The 19,124-nt window shown below is 68.4% G+C and carries 17 protein-coding genes; 9 read left to right on the top strand and 8 right to left on the bottom strand.

Annotation, left to right across the window (positions count from 1 at the left end; all coding sequences use genetic code 11):
- Nucleotides 1-19 precede the first annotated feature (19 nt).
- From AB0J93_RS21485 to AB0J93_RS21460, 6 genes are all read left to right on the top strand, one after another.
- Nucleotides 20-1,204, top strand: a complete 1,185-nt coding sequence (locus AB0J93_RS21485) for a fumarylacetoacetate hydrolase family protein (protein WP_363924085.1) — start codon at nucleotides 20-22, stop codon at nucleotides 1,202-1,204.
- Nucleotides 1,201-2,724 (top strand): aldehyde dehydrogenase (NADP(+)), encoded by a 1,524-nt coding sequence (locus tag AB0J93_RS21480; RefSeq protein WP_363924084.1) that lies wholly within the window; start codon nucleotides 1,201-1,203, stop codon nucleotides 2,722-2,724. Before AB0J93_RS21485 ends, AB0J93_RS21480 begins: the two co-directional genes overlap by 4 nt.
- Nucleotides 2,725-2,773: 49 nt before the next feature.
- On the top strand, nucleotides 2,774-4,114 hold the full coding sequence (locus tag AB0J93_RS21475) for an extracellular solute-binding protein (protein WP_363924083.1): 1,341 nt from the start codon (nucleotides 2,774-2,776) through the stop codon (nucleotides 4,112-4,114).
- Nucleotides 4,115-4,190: 76 nt separating this feature from the next.
- Nucleotides 4,191-5,132: a sugar ABC transporter permease gene (locus AB0J93_RS21470; RefSeq protein WP_363924082.1), complete on the top strand. Its 942-nt coding sequence runs from the start codon at nucleotides 4,191-4,193 to the stop codon at nucleotides 5,130-5,132.
- Nucleotides 5,132-6,016: a carbohydrate ABC transporter permease gene (locus AB0J93_RS21465; RefSeq protein ID WP_363924081.1), complete on the top strand. Its 885-nt coding sequence runs from the start codon at nucleotides 5,132-5,134 to the stop codon at nucleotides 6,014-6,016. The genes AB0J93_RS21470 and AB0J93_RS21465 overlap by 1 nt, the downstream gene beginning before the upstream one ends.
- An 85-nt stretch (nucleotides 6,017-6,101) precedes the next feature.
- Nucleotides 6,102-7,829, top strand: a complete 1,728-nt coding sequence (locus tag AB0J93_RS21460) for an IlvD/Edd family dehydratase (RefSeq protein WP_363924080.1) — start codon at nucleotides 6,102-6,104, stop codon at nucleotides 7,827-7,829.
- Nucleotides 7,830-7,898: 69 nt separating this feature from the next.
- Here the strand turns inward: AB0J93_RS21460 and ugpC are convergent, their stop codons facing one another.
- The 4 genes from ugpC to AB0J93_RS21440 all read right to left on the bottom strand — a co-directional run bounded on the left by ugpC (nucleotide 7,899) and on the right by AB0J93_RS21440 (nucleotide 12,317).
- Nucleotides 7,899-9,107, bottom strand: a complete 1,209-nt coding sequence (gene ugpC, locus AB0J93_RS21455) for a sn-glycerol-3-phosphate ABC transporter ATP-binding protein UgpC (RefSeq protein WP_363924079.1) — start codon at nucleotides 9,105-9,107, stop codon at nucleotides 7,899-7,901.
- Nucleotides 9,108-9,117: 10 nt separating this feature from the next.
- Nucleotides 9,118-9,951: a carbohydrate ABC transporter permease gene (locus tag AB0J93_RS21450; RefSeq protein WP_357582498.1), complete on the bottom strand. Its 834-nt coding sequence runs from the start codon at nucleotides 9,949-9,951 to the stop codon at nucleotides 9,118-9,120.
- A 1-nt stretch (nucleotide 9,952) separates the two neighbouring features.
- A complete protein-coding gene (locus tag AB0J93_RS21445) occupies nucleotides 9,953-10,951 on the bottom strand; it encodes a sugar ABC transporter permease (protein ID WP_363924078.1) in 999 nt (332 codons plus the stop codon).
- A gap of 76 nt (nucleotides 10,952-11,027) precedes the next feature.
- Entirely contained in the window at nucleotides 11,028-12,317 is a 1,290-nt protein-coding gene (locus AB0J93_RS21440; protein ID WP_363924077.1) for an ABC transporter substrate-binding protein, read from the bottom strand.
- Nucleotides 12,318-12,624: 307 nt separating this feature from the next.
- Between AB0J93_RS21440 and AB0J93_RS21435 the strand changes: the two genes are divergently transcribed.
- The 3 genes from AB0J93_RS21435 (at nucleotide 12,625) to AB0J93_RS21425 (ending at nucleotide 14,259) form a co-directional block, all read left to right on the top strand.
- Nucleotides 12,625-13,320 carry a VOC family protein gene (locus AB0J93_RS21435; protein ID WP_363924076.1) on the top strand — a complete coding sequence of 232 codons (696 nt, stop codon included), beginning with the start codon at nucleotides 12,625-12,627 and terminating at the stop codon, nucleotides 13,318-13,320.
- Between the two features lie 190 nt (nucleotides 13,321-13,510).
- A complete protein-coding gene (locus tag AB0J93_RS21430) occupies nucleotides 13,511-13,942 on the top strand; it encodes a hypothetical protein (RefSeq protein WP_363924183.1) in 432 nt (143 codons plus the stop codon).
- A 47-nt stretch (nucleotides 13,943-13,989) separates the two neighbouring features.
- A complete protein-coding gene (locus tag AB0J93_RS21425) occupies nucleotides 13,990-14,259 on the top strand; it encodes a hypothetical protein (protein WP_332907863.1) in 270 nt (89 codons plus the stop codon).
- A 3-nt stretch (nucleotides 14,260-14,262) separates the two neighbouring features.
- On the opposite strand, the gene AB0J93_RS21420 is transcribed toward AB0J93_RS21425, so the two are convergent.
- The 4 genes from AB0J93_RS21420 to AB0J93_RS21405 form a co-directional block, all read right to left on the bottom strand.
- Complete coding sequence (locus AB0J93_RS21420; protein WP_363924075.1) at nucleotides 14,263-16,083, bottom strand: AfsR/SARP family transcriptional regulator; 1,821 nt, start codon at nucleotides 16,081-16,083, stop codon at nucleotides 14,263-14,265.
- 190 nt (nucleotides 16,084-16,273) lie between these two features.
- A complete protein-coding gene (locus AB0J93_RS21415) occupies nucleotides 16,274-16,969 on the bottom strand; it encodes a hypothetical protein (RefSeq protein WP_363924074.1) in 696 nt (231 codons plus the stop codon).
- Nucleotides 16,970-17,040: 71 nt separating this feature from the next.
- Nucleotides 17,041-17,244, bottom strand: a complete 204-nt coding sequence (locus AB0J93_RS21410) for a hypothetical protein (protein ID WP_363924073.1) — start codon at nucleotides 17,242-17,244, stop codon at nucleotides 17,041-17,043.
- A gap of 690 nt (nucleotides 17,245-17,934) precedes the next feature.
- Nucleotides 17,935-19,107, bottom strand: coding sequence for a hypothetical protein (locus AB0J93_RS21405; protein WP_363924072.1), 1,173 nt, complete (start codon nucleotides 19,105-19,107; stop codon nucleotides 17,935-17,937).
- Nucleotides 19,108-19,124: the final 17 nt, after the last annotated feature.

Raw genomic sequence — 19,124 nt, 5'->3', positions numbered from 1 at the left:
CTGTTGCAGGGGAGCGACGATGCGCAAGGAGCCCTGGTTCGGAAGTGCCGCTGAGGCGTTGCCGGACGACGTCGACCACAGCGTCCTCATCGGCCGGATCTGGGACCCGTCCGTCGACGGCCCCTCACCCGTGACCGTCCGCGACGGCGAGGTCATCGACGTCAGCCACCGGTTCCCGACCGTCCGGGACATCTGCGAGCTGCCGGACCCCGCCAGGACGGTGGCCGGGTTGGACGGGCCGCGGGTCGGCGGCTTCGACGAGCTACTGGCCAACACCGGCGCCACCAACCGTGACCGAAGCCGGCCCTGGCTGCTCGCACCGGTCGACCTGCAAGCGCTCAAGGCCGCTGGCGTGACCTTTCCCGTCTCGATGATCGAACGGGTCATCGAGGAACGGGCCCGGGGAGACCTGACTCGCGCGGCGGACATCCGTCGCCGGATGCTCGCCGACATCGAGGCCGACCTGCACAGCCTGGTCCCCGGCTCGGCAGCGGCGGAACGGCTCAAGACCGCACTGATCGCGGAGGGCATCTGGAGTCAGTACCTGGAGGTGGGGATCGGGCCGGACGCCGAGATATTCACCAAGGGTCAGCCCCTCTCCGCCGTCGGCACCGCCGTCCCGGTCGGCGTGCTCGCCGCGTCCACCTGGAACAACCCGGAACCCGAGGTCGCACTGATCGTCCAGTCCAGCGGCCGGATCGTCGGCGCCACCCTGGGCAATGACGTCAACCTGCGGGATGTCGAGGGTCGCTCGGCGCTCCTGCTCCCCCTGGCGAAGGACAACAACGCCTCGTGCGCCCTCGGTCCGTTGATCCGGCTGTTCGACGAGCGGTTTCCGCTCAGTCGGGTACGCGAACTCGAGGTGGCTCTCCAGGTCCACGGGGTGGACGACTTCCGCCTGGCGGCAACCTCGGAAATGGCTCGGATGTCACGCGACCCGGCGGCGCTGGTGCGGCAGTTGATCGGCCCCCATCACCAGTATCCCGACGGCGCTGTGCTGATGCTCGGCACCATGTTCGCCCCCACCCAGGACCGCGAACGCCCCGGTGAGGGCTTCACCCACAAGGTCGACGACGTGGTGCGGATCAGTTGCCCGGCGCTCGGCACCCTGGTCAACCGGGTGCGGCACGCCGAGCAGTGCGAACCCTGGCGGTTCGGCGTCCGCGATCTCATGAGCAATCTGGCGAGGAGAGAACTGCTGTGAACGTCACCACCACCGATCCGCGCGACGGCCGACATCACCCGACCGATCTCACCGAGACGGACGAGCCTGGCGTGGCGACGATCGCAGGTCAGGCGTCCCGGGCGGCACAGTGGCTGTTCGGCCTGGGCAGGCTCGGCCGGGCGCAACTGCTGGAAGCGGTCGCCACCTCCCTGGAGTCCCGTCGCGGGGACCTGGTCGCGGCCGCGGAGGCGGAGACCGGGTTGGGTCAGGCGCGACTCGACTCGGAACTGACCCGGGCGGCGATCCAGTTCCGGATGTTCGCGGATGTGCTGCGCGACGGTGGGTACCTGGAGGCGGCCATCGATCACGCCGCCGACACGCCACTCGGGCCCGGCCCGGACCTACGGCGGATGCTCGTACCCCTCGGGCCGGTGGCCGTCTTCGGCGCCAGCAACTTCCCGTTCGCCTTCTCCGTCGCCGGCGGCGACACCGCCTCGGCGCTCGCCGCCGGCTGTCCCACGGTGGCGAAGGCTCACCCGTCCCATCCGCTGACCTCGCGTGCCTCCGCCGACGCGATCGAGTCGGCCGTGCGCGACCTGGGTGGGCCCGAGGGTGTGCTCACAGCCGTGTACGGGGAGCAGGCCGGCCGTTGGCTGGTGCGCCAGCCGGCGATCCGGGCGGCGGCCCTGACCGGCTCCGTCGGCGCGGCCCGCGCCATCCAGGCGGCCATCGACGAACGCACAGACCCCATTCCGCTGTACGCCGAACTGAGCAGCGTGAACCCGATCGTCGTCCTGCCCGAGGCGGCGGCCAGCCGGGGAAACCAGATCGCCGACGGGCTGTTCGCCTCCTTCACCGCCTCGGGCGGTCAGCTCTGCACCAAGCCGGGGCTGGCGTTCCTTCCGGCAGACCCGGGCGGAGACCGACTGGTCGAAGCGCTCCGCGGGAAGGTCGCCTCCGCTGGCGGAATGGTCCTGCTTAACCAGCGCATCCGGGACGCGTACGAGAGCGGGGTCATCGCGTTGGAGAAGGCCGGTGCTCGCCTCTCGGCGCAGCCCCGGATCGACGCTGGCGCGGGCTTCACGGTGGCACCGACGCTCCTGGAGGTCGACCTGCCGGGCCTGACCGCCGAGATCGCCGACGAGTGCTTCGGCCCGCTCATGGTCGTGGTCCGCTACCGCGACGTCGCCGAGCTCGACGCCGCGCTGGCGACCGTACCGCCGTCGCTCACCGGTTCCGTCCACAGCGGACCGGGCGATGACACCGAGGCCGTACGCACGTTGGTGGACGTCTTCGCCGCCCGCTCGGGTCGCATCGTCTTCGACGGCTATCCCACCGGTGTCCGGGTGTCGTGGGCGCAGCACCACGGTGGGCCCTGGCCGTCGACGAATGCCGTGCACACCTCGGTGGGCGCCACGTCGATCCGACGGTTCCTGCGCCCGCTGGCGTGGCAGAACGCCCCGGAATGGATCCTCCCCGAGGAACTGCGAGACGAGTACACCGCCATCCCCCGCCGAGTCGACGGGAGGTGGGTGCCAGGGATCGATCCCCAGCCGTGATGTCGACGCTTGGAACCTCGTGCACCGCGAGCCGAAGGGAACCACGTCAATGAAGACGAGACGAACACTCGCCACGGTAGCGATGCTCGCCGCCGCGAGCGGCCTGGTCGCCTGCTCCTCCGACGAAGGCGGAAGCGACGCGAGCAACTGTACGAACACGATCACCAAGCCGGACCTGCCGGTTGTCACGATGTGGGCCTGGTATCCCAACATGCAACTGGTCGTAGACAACTTCAACAAGACCAACGACGAGGTGCAGGTCTGCTGGACCAACGTCGGGCAGGGCGGCGACCAGTACGACAAGTTCCAGACGGCCATCTCGGCGGGCACCGGCGCACCCGACGTGATCATGGTCGAGATGGACCGGATCCCGACCTTCCAGATCCAGAACGCGCTCGTCGACATCAGCGGGTACGGCCTCGGCGCGGTCCGGGCCAACTACGGCGACGGCGCCTGGAAGGACGTCTCGGTCGGCGACGCGGTCTACGGCGTGCCGGTCGACGGCGGCCCGCTGGCGATGATCTACCGCAAGGACATCTTCGATAAGTACGGCATCACCCCGCCGCAGACCTGGGCCGAGTACGAGCAGGCCGCGCAGAAGGTGAAGGACGCCGGCGGACCGCTCTTCGGTGACCTCGGCGCGAACGTCCCGGCGCTGATGATGGCGCTACAGATCCAGAAGGGCGCTGCCCCGTTCACCTACGATCCCGCCCAGCCGGAATCGATCGGGGTGCGGCTCAACGACCCGGCATCCAAGGACGTGCTGGACTACTGGGGCGGCCTGGTCCGCAAGGGCCTGGTCGGGACGCAGGACCAGTTCACCCCGGAGTACATCTCGGGGGTCATCAACGGCAACTACGCGACCTACATCTCGGCCGCCTGGGCACCCGGTTACCTGACCGGCGCCGGTGTCGGTCAGGGACAGGACACCGGCACGTTCGCGGTGGCGCCGCTGCCGCAGTGGGATTCGAACAACCCGGTCCAGGTGAACTGGGGCGGGTCGGCCTTCTCGGTCACCAGCCAGTCCAAGAAGCCGGACCTCGCGGCCAAGGCAGCCTACGGCCTCTACGCCGACGAGGAGTCGCTCACCGACGGCTGGACCAACCAGATCATCTTCCCGCTCAACCTGACCGCGCTCAACAATCCCGAGTTCGTCGATCTCAAGGTGGCGTTCTTCGACGGCCAGCAGGCGAACAAGGAGGTGTACGTCCCCGCCGCCAACGCCTACCAGGGCGTCGTCTACAGCCCCTTCGGCCAGTACTACTTCGATGCCATGACCAAGCAGATCAGCGAGATGAGCGCCGGCTCCATCACCGGTTCGCAGGCTGCCGACCGGCTCCAGGAGGACGTGACGAAGCACGCCACTGAACAAGGGTTCACCGTCCAGTGACCGACCGGGTGGGCCGCGCCGTCCTCCCCCGGCCGGCCCACCCTCGCCCCCAGCGGCCCTCGTCCCGGAGCCCGAGATGACATCGTTGACCGAGAAGCGCGCACCGCGTACTCATGATGAGAAGCGCAAGATCCGCGGCAAGATCCACCGCCGTGAGCACCTGACGGGGTGGCTGTTCGTCGGGCCGTTCGGGGTCGTCTTCCTCGCCTTCCTCATCGCCCCACTGGGGTACGCGCTGTACCTCAGCCTGTTCCAGAAGAAGCTGATCGGTGGCACCAGCTTCGTCCTGTTCGACAACTACGTGAAGGCGTTCACCGACCCGAGCTTCCTGTCCGGTGCGTGGTTCGTCATCCGCTTCGCGCTCGTCGCCATTCCGGTCCAGATCGGCGTCGCGCTGGCCATGGCGCTCATCCTGGACGCGGTGACCTCGCTGTTCACCCGCTTCTCCCGCCTCATGATCTTCCTGCCGTACGCGATCCCCACGGTCATCGGGGCCGTGATGTGGGGCTTCCTGTACAGCCGGAGCTTCGGCCCGCTCACCGACGTCTTCGGGTTCTTCGGCGCCACCGCACCTGACTTCCTCAGCAGCAACCTGATCTTCTACGGCCTGCTCAACATCGTCACCTGGCAGTGGGCCGGTTACTACATGATCATCCTGTACGCGGCCCTACAGGGCATCGACCCCACCCTGTACGAGGCCGCCCGCATGGACGGGGCCGGACGATGGCAGGTCGCCCGGCGGATCAAGATTCCGCTGATCGCGCCCGCCCTGATCCTGATCCTGGTCTTCTCGCTCATCGGCACCCTGCAGTTCTTCAACGAACCGCAGATCCTGCGATACCTCGCGGCGGGCACGATCGGGTCGGACTTCACGCCCAACATGTACGCCTACCAGCAGGCGTTCGGGCTGGCCAACTTCAACTACGGGTCGGCGATCTCGTTCGCCCTCGGCGGCGTCGTCTTCATCTGCGTCTACGCCTTCCTGTTCTTCACCCGTAAGCGGAGGAGCTTCCTCTGATGGCCGAGCACACAAGCGTCAGCGCAGGCCCCCGCCGAGCGCAGCGCCACCTTCCGCTGCAGATTCTGCTCGGCTTCCTGGTGATCTACTTCCTCGTACCGTTCTGGTGGGTCGTCGTCAACAGCTCGAAGGACGCGCCGGGCCTGTTCGGCGGCGGCAACACCCTCTGGTTCGCCGAGCAGGTCGACTATCTCGGCAACCTCAGACAGTTGTTCACCTACGACGGGGGCATCTACCTCCGGTGGCTGCTGAACTCCACGCTGTACGCGCTCGCCGGCGGCATCGGCGCCACCGTCCTGGCGGTAATGGCCGGCTACGGGTTCGCCAAGTACCGCTTCGCCGCCCGGCGCTTCAGCTTCGCCGTCGTGCTCGGCGCACTGATGGTGCCGGCCACCGCCCTGGTCATCCCGACCTTCATCATGTTCGCCCGGCTCGGCCTGACGAACACGGTCTGGGCGGTGATCCTCCCCTCGCTGCTCAATCCGTTCGGCGTCTACCTGATGCACGTGTACGCGCGCGACGCGGTCCCCGACGAGATCCTGGACGCGGCGCGGGCCGACGGCGCGGGAGAGATACGTACCTTTCTCCAGATCGCCCTTCCGCTGATGCGCCCCGCGGTGGTCACCGTCCTCCTCCTGTCCGCCGTCGCGTCCTGGAACAACTACTTCCTGCCGCTGGCCATGCTCTCCGACAACCGGCTCTTCCCCGTCACCGTCGGCCTCGGCCTCTGGCAGGGGGTCGCCTCCGCGAACAACGCGGGCGGCACCTCCCTGTGGAGCCTGATCATCCTGGGCTCCCTCGTGTCGGTCGTTCCACTGATCATCGCGTTCTTCAGCCTCCAACGACACTGGCGCGGCGGGCTGTCCGTCGGAGGCCTCAGGTAGGTCACCGCCGCCGCCAACTGATCAACAGCTTGCCCCTTGACCGCCGCGCACGTCGCGGCCAGACCGTTGACAGGAAGGTGTGCCGATGTCGATGACGAGTCGACCGCTGCGCAGCGGCCAGTGGTTCGGTGCCGACGGGCGCAACGGGTTCATTCATCGATCCTGGATGCGCAACCAGGGGTTCGCCGACGACGTCTTCGACGGTCGCCCGGTGATCGGCATCGCCACCACCTGGTCGGAGCTGACCCCGTGCAACGCCCACCTGCGCGAACTGGCCGAATCCGTCAAGCGAGGAATCTGGGAGAGCGGCGGCCTGCCGCTGGAATTCCCCGCGATGAGCCTCGGCGAACCCCTCATGCGCCCCACCACCATGCTCTACCGCAACCTGCTCGCGATGGAGGCGGAGGAACTGATCAGGGCCAACCCCCTCGACGGCGTGGTCCTGCTCTCCGGCTGCGACAAGACCACTCCCGGCCTGCTGATGGGTGCGGCAAGCGTCGACCTGCCGACCCTGTTGATCACCGGCGGGCCGATGCTCAACGGCAAGTTCCGCGGCCAGGACATCGGCTCGGGCACCGCCGTCTGGCGCTTCACGGAGGAACTGCGGGCCGGCCGGATGACCGTGGCCGACTGCGCGGAGGCGGAAGTCTGCATGTCCCGGAGCCGGGGTCACTGCATGACCATGGGCACCGCCTCCACGATGGCCTGCGTGACCGAGGCGTTGGGCGTCCAACTGCCCGGGGCCGCCGCGGTCCCGGCGGTCGACTCACGACGGTACGCGCTCGCGCACGCCGCCGGACGCCGCATCGTCGCCATGGTCGAGCAGGACCAGCGGCTGTCCACGGTGCTCACCCGTCAGGCGTTCGAGAACGCCATCCGGGTCAACGCCGCGATCGGTGGCTCCACCAATGCCGTCGTACATCTGCTCGCGATCGCCGGACGCGTCGGTGTCCCCCTGTCGCTTGAGGATTTCGACACCCTCACCACCGACGTGCCGATGCTTGTCAACCTGATGCCCTCCGGCACGTACCTGATGGAGGACTTCGCCTACGCGGGCGGCGTGCCGGCGGTGATGACGGAGATCGCCCCGCTGCTGCACCTGGATCAGATCACGGTCAGCGGAAAGAGCGTCGCCGACAACATCAGCGGTGTCCAGTGCTGGAACCGACAGGTCATCGGCACCCTGGCCGAGCCCTTCCAACCCGCCGGATCGGGCACCGTCGTGCTGCGTGGATCACTCGCGCCGTCCGGGGCGGTGCTCAAGGTTTCCGCCGCCTCGGCGCACCTGCTCACACACACCGGGCCGGCGCTCGTCTTCGACCGGATCGAGGAGTACGCCGTCGCCGCCGACGACCCGGATCTCGACGTCACACCCGACACGGTGATCGTGGTGCGCAACGCCGGACCGCGCGGCTACCCGGGCTTCCCCGAGGTGGGCAACGTGCCGATGCCACGACGCTTGCTCGCCGCCGGCATCACGGACATGGTGCGGATCTCCGACGCCCGGATGAGCGGCACCGGGTACGGCACCTGTGTCCTGCATGCGGCGCCGGAGGCGTCGGTGGGCGGCCCCCTCGCGCTGGTACGCACCGGCGATCCGATCCGCCTCGACGTCCCGACGCGCCGCCTGGACCTACTTGTCGACGAGGTCGAACTCGCCCGACGCCGCTCCGCCTGGCAGCCGCCGCGACCGGTGGCCGACCGAGGATGGGTGCGGCTGTACAGCGAGCACGTCCAGCAGGCCGACAAGGGCGCGGACCTGGACTTCCTCGTCGGTGGCAGCGGCAGTGCGGTGCCTCGGCACTCCCACTGACCCGGGCACCTGGGTACATCTGTTGTCGCCGGGACGACAACAGATGTACCCAGTGGTCATCGCGGCAGGTCAGTCGGCGAGGGTGCCGGCGGCGCGGCCCTCGTGCAGGGTGAGGTTACGGCCGTCGGACGGGTCGAACAGGTGGATCTTCTCCAGGTTGAACCAGACCCGCCGGTCCTCCCCCTCGGTGACGGTCGACTCCGCCGACAGCCGGGTGACCAGGTTCGACCCGGCACCGCTGAAGTCAGCCGCGCCCGCGTCGGCGGCCAACTCCTCCAACTCGGCGGAGGTGGCCCGCTCCCCCTCGACGCTCAGGTAGACGTACTTGTCCGAGCCCATCGACTCGACGATGTCCACCGGGGCGGTGAACTCCATGCCCCGACGGCGGGTCTCCTCGTCGATCAGCTCGGCGTCCTCGAAGTGTTCCGGACGGATGCCGAGAATCAGCTCCCGAGAGGCGTCGGCGCCCTCCAACTCGCGGCGGATCCGGTCGCCGATCGGCACGTCACCCAGGGCGGTACGCAGCGTGCCGTCCTCGACCTTGGCGGTCAGGAAGTTCATCGACGGTGAGCCGATGAACCCGGCCACGAAGAGGTTGTTCGGGTGGTCGTACAGCTCCTGCGGCGGACCGACCTGCTGCACCGCACCACCCCGCATGATCACCACGCGGTCGCCCAGGGTCATCGCCTCGGTCTGGTCGTGGGTGACGTAGACGGTGGTGGTGCCGAGCTGCTTCTGCAACCGGGAGACGACGGTACGCATCTGCACCCGCAGCTTGGCGTCCAGGTTGGACAGCGGCTCGTCCATCAGGAACGCCTTGGGCTGCCGGACGATCGCCCGGCCCATCGCCACCCGCTGCCGCTGCCCGCCGGAGAGGTTGGCCGGCTTACGGTCCAGCAGCGGCGTCAGCTCCAGGACCTTCGCCGCCTCGTCGACCTTCTGGTTGATCGTTTCCTTGTCGAGCTTGGCCAGCCGCAGCGGGAACGCCATGTTCTCCCGCACCGTCATGTTCGGGTAGAGCGCGTACGACTGGAACACCATGGCGATGTCCCGATCGCGGGGGGCCTTGTCGTTGACCCGCTGCCCCCCGATGCGCAGCTCGCCGGAGCTGATGTCCTCCAGCCCGGCGATCATGTTGAGGGTGGTGGACTTGCCGCAGCCGGAGGGGCCGACCAGGATCACGAACTCGCCGTCGGCGATCTCCAGGTCGACGTCCCGCACCGCCGTGGTGCCGTCCGGGAACTTCTTGCTCACCTTGTCGAGCACGATGTCAGCCACGAGTAGTCACCTATCCCTTGACGGCGCCGGAGGTCAGGCCGGAGACGATGCGGCGCTGGAAGAAGAGAACGAACAGGATGATCGGTACCGTGATCACCACGGCGGCGGCGCAGATCGCGCCGGTCGGGTCCTCGAACTGCGAGGCGCCGGTGAAGAACGACAGCGCCACCGGCACCGTGCGCGAGCGCTCGGTGGAGGTCAGCGAGATGGCGAACAGGAAGTCGTTCCAGCAGAAGATGAAGACCAGGATGGCCGTGGTGAACAGTCCGGGCGCGGCCAGCGGCGCGATCACCCGCCGGAACGCCTGCCCCTGGGTGGCGCCGTCCATCTTCGCGGCCTTCTCCAGGTCCCACGGGATCTGCTTGAAGAACGCCGAAAGCGTGTAGATCGCCAACGGCAGCGCGAAGGTGATGTACGGCAGGATCAGGCCCGGCCAGGTGTCGAAGATGCCCAGTTGCCGTTCGATCTCGAACAGCGGCGAGACCAGGGACACCTGCGGGAACATCGCGATCAGCAGGGAGACGCCGATCAGCACCCGCTTGCCGGGGAAGTCCAGCCGCGAGATCGCGTACGCGGCCATCGCGCCGAGCACGACGGCGATCGTGGTGGCGATCAACGCGATGCCGATGGAGTTGATCAACGCTCGGACGAACTGGTCGGTCGCGAAGATCGTCCGATAGTTCTCAAGCGTCCACTCCCGGGGGATGAACTTCCCGTCGGTGAGCGTCGCCGGCGTCTTGAACGACAGCGACATGATCCACAGCACCGGGGTCAGCGCGAACACGACCACGGCGACGTCCAGCAGGCCCCAGCGCACCTTGGCCCGGGTGGTGGTGTCAGCCATGTCAGCGCCTCTCCCCGTCGTCGCTGCCCGGAGCAGCGGTACCGAACAGCTTCACGAAGACGAACGCGATGATCGCCACGGTGATGAAGATCAGCACCGACATCGTCGAGCCGATGCCGAGGTTCAGGCCCCGGATCAGGTTGTTGTACGCGATCATCGACACCGACGAGGTCTCGTTGGCCCCCGACGTGAGCACGTAGATGTTGTCGAAGACCCGGAACGCGTCCAGGGTGCGGAACAGCAACGCCACCAGGATCGCCGGCTTCATCACCGGCAGCATCACCTTGGTGAACCGCTGCCAGGCGGTCGCGCCGTCGGTGGAGGCGGCCTTGAGCAGGTCCTCCGGCACCAGCGCCAGGCCCGCCATCAGCAGCAGCGCCATGAACGGCGTGGTCTTCCAGATCTCCGCCAGCATGATGATCGCCAGCGAGCTGGCCCGCTCGGTCAGCGGCGCGCCGTCGGAGAACAGGTTGGCCAGGTACCCGGTGCCCGGCGTCCACGCGTACCGCCAGGAGAAGGCGGCCACGACCGTGACGATGCCGTACGGGATCAGCGCGGAGGTCCGGACGATCCCCCGCCCGACCAACGTACGATGCATGATCAACGCGAGGCCCATGCCGAGCACCAGTTCCACGGCCACGGTGACCACCGTGATCAGCATGGTCACCCCGAACGCCGTCCACCAGAACTCGTTGGTCAGCACGGTGGCGTAGTTCTGCAACCCGACGAACTCCCGCTCGGCGGGGAACCGCAGGTCGTAACGCTGCAACGACAGCCACACCGAGTACAGGATCGGATAGGCGGTCACCGCCAGCATGACCAGCGCCGCCGGGGCGCACAGCAGCCAGCCCAGCCGACGCTCGGCCCGCTTGTTCTCACTCAGCGGCGCCTTGCCACGCCGGTTGTCCCGCTGCGCGGGCACCTCGACGTGCCGGCCGCTACGGCTGTCGGTGCCGTCGGCGACCACGTCCGCGCCGGCCGGGGTGGAATTCACGCTCATGCCGTCCCTCCGCTTCGCTCCGGCCCGGCCTGAGGCACCGGCACACTGAGCACGATGGTTCGCTCGCGGTGCTCGCTCACGGCAGGACTCCCCTCGACTCCAGGGCGGCGGCGACGGCCTCGCGCAGCTCATCGGCGGTCGCCTGCGGGTCGATCGCCGCCGGCGGCGACAGGATCGCCGAGGTCACGGTGGAGATGCTCTGGTACGCGGGGGTCAGCGGTCGCACCGCCGAGTCCCGCAACTGTTCGAGGATGGTCTCCTTCATCGGGTACGCCTCGTCCATCTCCGGGTCCTCGTACACGCTCTCGATGGTCGGCGGCACCCCGTCGTTGATCGCGGAGAACTTCTGGTTCTCCGCGTTGCGCAAGCATCGGGCCGCCTCGAAGGACTCCTCCGGGTGCTCCGAGTACCGGCTGACGGCCAGGTTGATGCCGCCGATGGTGACCCGGCCCGGCGTGCCCTCCTCGACCCCGGGCACCCGGGCCCAGGCGACCTGCTCCGCCAACTCCGGGTTGGCTTCCTGCATCGCCGGATAGACGAACGGCCAGTTCACCTGGAACGCGCCGTTGCCGCTCTGGAACTCCAGCCGCACCGGATCCTCGGTGGCGTTGCTGAACGACGGCGAGGTCACCCCGGAGGTGGCGAAGTTGCGCAGCACCTCCAGGGCCCGCACGGCACCGTCGTCCACCACGGCCTCGGTGCCGTCGTCGTTGAGGATGTTGCCGCCCGCGCTGGCCACCAGGGTGTTGTAGAGCACCACGAGTCCCTCGTACTGGGCGCCCATGGTGAGCACCTGATGCGGCTGGCCCTGGTCCCGCAGCCGCTGCGCCGTCGAGATCATTTCGTCCCAGGTGGTCGGCGGCTCGGGCACCAGGTCCTTGCGATACCACAGCAACTGGACGTTCGTGTTCTTCGGCGCGGCGTAGAGCTTGTCCTCGTACCGGGCGGTCTCCAGCGGGCCTTCGAGGGTGCCCTCCTCCACCTCGGCGCGGTCCTGCCCGGTCCACTCCCGGATCCAGTCGGCGCTGGCGAACTCCTGGGTCCAGGTCACGTCGAGACCGAGCACGTCCATGCCGTCGTCCTCGGCCGCGAGCCGGCGCACCATCTGCACCCGCTGCTCGTCTGCCTCCCGTGGCAGCACCCGGTTGACGATGCGGTACCGCCCGCCGGCCTCGGTGTTGCACCGGTCGACCACCTGTTGCAGGTTCTGCTCCGGCGGGTAGTACAGGTTGATCGTGGGCACCCCGCCGTCGTCGCCGGATGCGCACGCCGCCATCGGTGCCACAAACGTCAGTGCCGCGGCCGTCGCCGCCATCCGTACGCGGGGCCGGCGCCGAACGCCGACCGGATCACTCCGCTCGCTCATGACCCTCCCCTCGTTCTCGGCCAACAGCCGGGGAGGTCTCCGTGCCCCGGCGCACGGCGAGACGGCCAGGGCGTGTGACCTGCTGCTTCCCACCCCTGCGTTTCGTGGCTGGAACACTGCCCGACCCGTGAAGCCGCGAAACCTGCCCGGACAGACACGCGCTAAACACCAAAGTGTGTGGCCCACGTCACGCGTCAGCAGCGCCCCTGCCACCAGCCCGCACCGGCACACCTGGCATGTTGCTGATCACGACTGAGGCGGCGGCCTTTCGGAGGCGGATGTCGGTGCCGGCCGGCATGATCGGCGGATGATCGCACGCTTCAAGGACCTTTGTCTCGACGCCGCGGATGCGCACGCGCTGGGCACCTTCTGGGCGCGGATTCTCGACGCGCAACTTGTCGACGTCGGTGACGGCGACACCCGGATCGACTCGCCCACCGGTGTCAGCGCCGAGTCGATCTGGGTCAACCAGGTTCCCGAACGGCGTACCGTCAAGACTCGCGTACACCTGGACCTGCGGTTGGCCGAGGCGGGCCCGGCGGCGCTGCTGGACGCCGGCGCGCGGCTGGTCCGCGAGCCGGATTCGGAGATCAGCTGGTGGGTGCTGGCCGACCCCGACGGCAACCAGTTCTGCGCGTTCGCCCCGGGTGACGACTCCCGGCCGGGCCCGTTCGAGCTGGTGGTGGACTCCGCCGACCCTACCGCCCAGGCCACCTGGTGGGCCGGCGTCGTCGGCGGCGAGGTCCAGGTCAGCGAGGAGGGGCACGCCTCGGTCACCGGCGCGGCCGGCTTTCCCTGGGACCATTGGGTCTTCGACCCCGTCCCGGAGCGCAAGAGCGTCAAGAACCGGATGCACTGGGACGTCGACCTGACCGACCCGGAGCCGTCCGCGCTGATCAGGGCCGGGGCCACCCTGCTGCGGGAGCCGGACGACTCGGTGTCCTGGTGGGTGCTGGCCGACCCGGAGGGCAACGAGTTCTGCGCGTTCCCGCCGCGGGACTGACCGGCCGGTGCTACCGGGCAACCGTCAGGTGGACTAGCGTTTAACAAGCTCCGCCGCCAGCGCGTACGCCGTCGCCGTCGATACGCCACCGGCCGACCCCGACCCGCCCGATCGGTTGGTTCTCGCGGGAACAGCCCCTCACCGGTTACCGGTTGGGCAGGATCGTCCCCAACGAGGAGGTGCCGCCGTGGTGCAGGACACCCGCGCTCTCACCCTGACGTTCGAGGTGAGCGGCCTGCCACCGGTCAAGACCGAAGCGCTGTCCATCTTCGCCGCCGGGCATCGGCAGGCGACGAGGGTACGCGCCCTGTTGCAGGCCGCCTGCGCGGCCGCGCAGGAGACCGGCTGGACGCCACTGTCCGGCCCGATCGAGATCGACCTGACCCTGCGCTGCCCGCCCGGGCACCGCACCTCCGACGCCAGCACGCTGCTGGGTGGGGTGTGTGCGGTGCTGCAGGACAAGAAGCGGATCTCCAGCATCGGGCTGGCCCACCTCGGCGTGCTTGTCGACGTCGCACTCTACGACGACGACAAGCAGATCCGCCGGCTGTCCTACCTGGAACAGCCAGCCGAGGAATTCTCCTACCAGGTACGCGTCGCCGCCGTACCGGACGGGGTTTGACCGACGGCAGCGGTGGGGTACCGCAGCCGCCGACGAAGGGAGCACCAATGTCGGAGCCGCACGTCACGCTGGACCCCCACGACCCGGTGCAGGAGAAGCTGCGCGGGCCGCTGGAGGAGCAGCTGACCTCTGCCCTGCAGGTGGCCGCCGACCGGGTGCGCGACAGCTACGCCGGTGAGCCGGTGGAGCAGGTCTGCCAGCGGCTGCTCGACGAGACCCGCGCCGGCCTGCACCCCGACATCGCGGCCGGTTTCGAGCCCGACATGGACGAGTTGTGCCGGGTGGCGGTCGCCATCGTCCGGGGCGCCGCCACCTGAGGTTCATGCCGCGACCGGCCTCGCCCGCGCTCCCGTCCTCGCCGGCCGGGCTGCCAGCTCGGCCACATAGTCGCTTACCAGCGCGGGCAGCCGGTAGCCGAGGGGCTCGTCCCGGTAGACCAGGTGCGCGTCGACCAGGCCCTCCAGGGCCCGCCAGACGCGCTCGGCAGGGACGCCGAGCCGCGCCGCGGTCTGTTCGGGAGCGACCGACGCGTCAGGTGACTCCCCGAGCAGGGCGAGGATCCGGCCGGTCACCTCGTCCGTGGCGCGGACCGCGGCGACCCGGGTCGCGAGGCTCGCCCGCACGGACAGGTCACCGAACGCCAGGACGTCCAGCCGAGCGCGCCCGTCGTCCGCCCGCTCCGCCAGGACGCCGACCGACAGGTCCGGACGGCTCGCCAACCGTGCGGCGGCGATCCGCAGGGCCAGCACCGAACCGGCACAGAGCCGGATCAGCTTCGCCGTGGCGGCGGGTGCCGCCTCGAGCCGGTCGGCGCCGACATGAGCCGCCAGCAGCGCCAGCGCCTCGGAGTCGGTGAGCCGCCGCAACCCGACCGACGGGACGTCGTCCAGGCCGTACAGTTTCCGCAGCCCCACGACGATCAGCGCTGGACCGGGCCCGGCGGGGACGAGCGGTCGCACCTGTTCCGCCCGGATCACCCCGTCGAGCACCAGCAGGATCCGCCGGCCTGCGACCCGCGTCCGGTACCAGCCGGCCCGCTCGTCCACATCCTCCGGCACCTCGTCCGCCGGCACACCCAGGGCGCGCAGCACCCGGCCCAGCACCTCACCGGAGGTCACCGACGGCCGGGAACCGAGGTCGACGAAGACCTGCCCCTCCGGGAACTCCGCGGCGACCGCGTGCGCCGCCCGGACCCCGACCGCCGTCCTTCCGCTGCCGGCCGGCCCGCTGACGACCACGGCGGCCGGCCTGCCGCCGCACGCGGCCGCCACCACGTCCGCCACTTCCCGCGTACGCCCGACGAACGTCGTGAGGTCCGCCGGCAGTTCCCGGGGTACGAGGGCAGCCGGGGTCACGGGCCGGGACCTCTCGTCCGGCCGGCTCTGGGCGCTGTCGCCGTGCGCCAGATCGGGCGACCGATCGAGCATCGACCGGTGCAGCGCTATCAGGTCCTCCCCCGGCTCGATGCCGAGGTGTTCGTCGAGCGCCGCGCGTGCCGCCTGGTACGCGGTGAGCGCCGCCGGCACGTCCCCACACCGGTAGAGGGCGAGCATCAACTGCCCCCAGGCGCGCTCGCGCAGCGGGTGCGCGGCGAGGTGGCGCCGCAGATCGCCGAGGAGGTCGCCGTGCTCGCCGACGGCCAGGCGCGCCTGCGCCCATTCCTCGAACACCTGGAGGCGCTGCTCCTCCAGGCTGGCCCAGTGGCCGTCCAACGCCGGACCCGACGGAAGTCCGTCACCGGCGCGGCCCCGCCAGAGATCAAGCGCACCGGTCAGCGAGGCGACCGCCGAGCCGTGATGCCCGGCCGCCAGGTCCGCCCGGCCCTCACGGGCCAGCCGGTGGAACCGGTCGACGTCCAGTTCCTCATCAGCCAGGCACAGCTCGTACGCGTTGGGACGGGCGACCAGCCGATCACCGAGCACCTTACGGAGCCTCATCGCGTGCGACCGCAGGTTGGCCACCGCGGAAGGCGGCGGCTCGTCGCCCCAGGCCACTTCGGAGAGACGGTTCAGCGAAACCGGCCGGTTCGCCGCCAGGGCCAGGGCGGCGAGGACCGCCTGCCGCTTCACGGATCCCGGCGTGACGGTGACGCCCTCCACGATCAGTTGCATCCGGCCGAGTACCCTGAGATCCACCTGCATCTTTCGCTCCCCCGTTGAGCCTTCGAGCGCGCTCAGGCTAAGTGCCGGCCGCAGGCGACAACAAGGTGCATCGATCGACGACAATCGTGATGAATGTCTATCGGTAACGGCGGCGCGTCAGCGTAACGGTCCGGCTGCTGAAAACGCTTAGCCAGCAAACCCTTGCCGGTCAGGTCCGCCCTCAAATAGATCATCTTGCGGCTAGCGCCGTGGAGATCTCCAGCAGGTCGGCGGGTGAATGCGCAGCTGGTCCCGCCGGGTTGCGCCGACTGTGTCGCCCATCGCACACCAGGGCACCGTTGGCGTCGGACCACCAGCGAGGCCACCTCTCCGGCTGCCGCAGCATATACCCGGCCAGTTCACCTGCTCCCGCTCCCGCGCCGCAACTGGTCAACGCGGCGGTCACCATCCCGTTCGCGTCGGCCGGCAGGTCCGCGTCCCCGAAGGCGGGTAGCAGCAGCAACAGCCGGGCATGCGGCTCGACGATCCCATGCGGTTCGCCGGAGAGGTTGGCGGCGGCTACGAGCTCTGGCCAACTCATCCCCGGTCGGAACTCGTGCCCTCCCACACTTGCCAGATCCAGCTTGGAACTCTGAACGGGTCGACGCAAAACAAACTCCGTACTGTTGTCTTCCGGCTCGTTCCAGTAGACCAGATCGATCTCGTATCCATCACGCAGGCTGATCCGAAACACCGGCCACTCGTCAGGGTCGGTCAGCCGATCGAAGTATTCAAAGCAGGCCGCTACGTCAACCGCGAAAGCCTCGGTGACCAGCGAATCCCGGTGGGGCGCCATCGTGGCCGACAAGTAGGTCGGCCAGAACAGGGGGTCCTGAAGCATCGGCGCACCGTCGATCAGCGGAAATTCCTCACACCCAGCGATCACGAGCCCCTCCTCCAACCTTCGGGCAACACATGTTCCGCGCCCTCCTCTGCGTCAAGGGGTGCGGCTGACGTTCAGCTGTTCCGGTTCGGGTTCGTGAAAGCCTCCCACTCCTCAGCGCTTGAGATCGTCTGTCCGGTCGGCAGGAAGAACGCCTGCCGCGGCGGATCAGCGACCGTGAAGGGCTTGAACTCCGGATCCGCAATCAGTCGATAGACGAACTCAGCGGTCGAGATGTCCAACCCGTGCCACGACGCCAGCGGGTCCTTCCGGGCCACCACCGGCCACCGGTGGATTCGACGGAGCGGTCGGCCAGCCAGAAGTACTCGCCCCGGTCTGGTCCGAGGCCCAGCGAATCAGCCCCGGGCCCTGGTCCGGCTCGTACAGTCGGTAAGGTGCGAGGAACTGCTGGATCATGTCGCCCGCACGGTTGTCCTGTCGATACCGCCTCCACGTCGCGCGTAGTGATGTTGCGCCGTCGTCAGCGGTCGGCGGCGGCACATGCAGGTACGCCGAGAATGATCCCGACCCGAAACGGCGGCAGAGGTCCTGGTAATCGGCCGGCAGTGCGACCCCGAGCTCGGACTCGACATCGCCCCAGCCGCCACCGACGGGCTCCTGACGCCATCCGGTTACGTCAACGATCCGATCCGTCCAGTTCATCTTCTTCCCTCGCCTCAGCAGTACACGCACCCGGGACGTTGGGAATGATTGTGTCGCCGGCAAGGACCACGAGTTTACAGGCGAAGATCGTACATACGCGATCCACATCCACCACCCGGCAAGCAAAGGACTCCGTTTGAAGCGAATAGGCGAAGGCCGGCCACACGTTAACAGGGTGTGACGGCTATCTCCTTGAGCGACGCCGGCCCAGACGTTACGGAGGACGCTATTCCACGGGGTCGAGCAACCCTGCCTGCTTCATTTCAGCACCCAATCGCGTCACTCCCTCCAAGCCTGGCCAGTCTTCACCTGGGGCAACGAGCGAAAAGAGGAATCCGGCTTCTTCGAGACGGGCCGAGGCCGAGATCCGCGAGGGCACCGTTGTAGCTGTCGCGGGAGAGGAACCTGTTCAGGCCGGGGCTGTAGTCGCGGAAGCCCATGTCGTAGGACTCGGAGGCTTGGTCCCACCGTTTGGCGTTGTACCGGTAGGCGTTGTACGGCTCCTTGGTCGGGTCTGCGGCGTCGGGTTTGTCGATGCCGGTGAACTCGGCGTCGTTGTTGCTGCCGTAGGCGGTGTAGCCGTATGTGGCCTTCGTGTTGCCTGTCTCGTCGGTCAGCTGCTCGACGTCGGTGTGCGGGTTGTACCCGTAGTACGCCTCCTCCTCGGTCCCGTCGTCCTTGTGGGTGATCTGCGACAGCCGCTGACCCCACGGCGAGTACTGGTAGGACTTGGTGAGTTCTCCGGCCACCTCCTCGTCGAGTACCTCGGATGACAGGCCCAGGTAGTTGAAGGTGGTGGTCTTCTCCTTCGCACCGCCGGCGTCGGTTGTCTTCGTCGCGGTGCGGTCCAGTGGATCGTAGGTGTACCTCGTGACGGTGGTACTGGTACCGACCTTCTTGCGGTTTTCGGTGATGTGGTCAAATCCGTCGTACAGGTTCTTCTCGATCACCTGACCCGCGGCGGTCACCGTGTCTAGGCGGCCGAACGGGTCGTAGTCGTACGACGAGGTCGACCCACCTGTGGTAACGGTCAGCAACCGGTTGCGGTCGTAGTTGAAGGTGGTCGTCGCGCCCTTGATCGTCTGGGTGATGACGTTGTTGTTGGCGTCGTGGATGTAGGTTTCCGTGTCGGCGCCGTCACCGGTCCTGGCCAGTTGCGCGAGGCGGTCACGCGGGTCGTAGGTGTAGTCGCTTGTCGTGTTCAGGTACGCCGAGTTGTTGTCGGCGTTCATCTTCTTCGCGACGTCCCGCGTGCGGTTGCCGTTCAGGTCGTAGGTGAAGGTGTGCTCCGACACCAGCGTCCCGTTCGACTTCTTCTCGAACTGGGTTCGTAGCAGGCCGTCGAGGTAGTAGGAGTACTCGACGGTGTTGCCGTTGCCCTTGGTCTCCTTCTTCTTCTCACCCCGGTCGGTGTAGGTGAAGGTGGTCGTCTTCTTGCCGGCGTCGGTGGCGGACTTGCCGTTGACCACCGTCGACACCAGATCGCGCTCGTACG

The sequence above is a fragment of the Micromonospora sp. NPDC049374 genome, assembly GCF_040677165.1.
Lineage (GTDB): Bacteria > Actinomycetota > Actinomycetes > Mycobacteriales > Micromonosporaceae > Micromonospora.
Note: the sequence above shows the minus strand (reverse complement) of the source record. Positions and strands in the feature narration are given on the sequence as shown.

Coding starts and splice junctions, on each gene's coding strand:
- AB0J93_RS21450 (WP_357582498.1), bottom strand. CDS start 9,951: ATGGCTGACACCACCACCCGGGCCAAGGTGCGCTGGGGCCTGCTGGAC.
- AB0J93_RS21425 (WP_332907863.1), top strand. CDS start 13,990: ATGTCGGAGCCGCACGTCACGCTGGACCCCCACGACCCGGTGCAGGAG.
- AB0J93_RS21475 (WP_363924083.1), top strand. CDS start 2,774: ATGAAGACGAGACGAACACTCGCCACGGTAGCGATGCTCGCCGCCGCG.
- AB0J93_RS21435 (WP_363924076.1), top strand. CDS start 12,625: ATGATCGCACGCTTCAAGGACCTTTGTCTCGACGCCGCGGATGCGCAC.
- AB0J93_RS21465 (WP_363924081.1), top strand. CDS start 5,132: ATGGCCGAGCACACAAGCGTCAGCGCAGGCCCCCGCCGAGCGCAGCGC.
- AB0J93_RS21485 (WP_363924085.1), top strand. CDS start 20: ATGCGCAAGGAGCCCTGGTTCGGAAGTGCCGCTGAGGCGTTGCCGGAC.
- AB0J93_RS21445 (WP_363924078.1), bottom strand. CDS start 10,951: ATGAGCGTGAATTCCACCCCGGCCGGCGCGGACGTGGTCGCCGACGGC.
- AB0J93_RS21460 (WP_363924080.1), top strand. CDS start 6,102: ATGTCGATGACGAGTCGACCGCTGCGCAGCGGCCAGTGGTTCGGTGCC.
- AB0J93_RS21440 (WP_363924077.1), bottom strand. CDS start 12,317: ATGAGCGAGCGGAGTGATCCGGTCGGCGTTCGGCGCCGGCCCCGCGTA.
- AB0J93_RS21470 (WP_363924082.1), top strand. CDS start 4,191: ATGACATCGTTGACCGAGAAGCGCGCACCGCGTACTCATGATGAGAAG.
- AB0J93_RS21420 (WP_363924075.1), bottom strand. CDS start 16,083: ATGCAGGTGGATCTCAGGGTACTCGGCCGGATGCAACTGATCGTGGAG.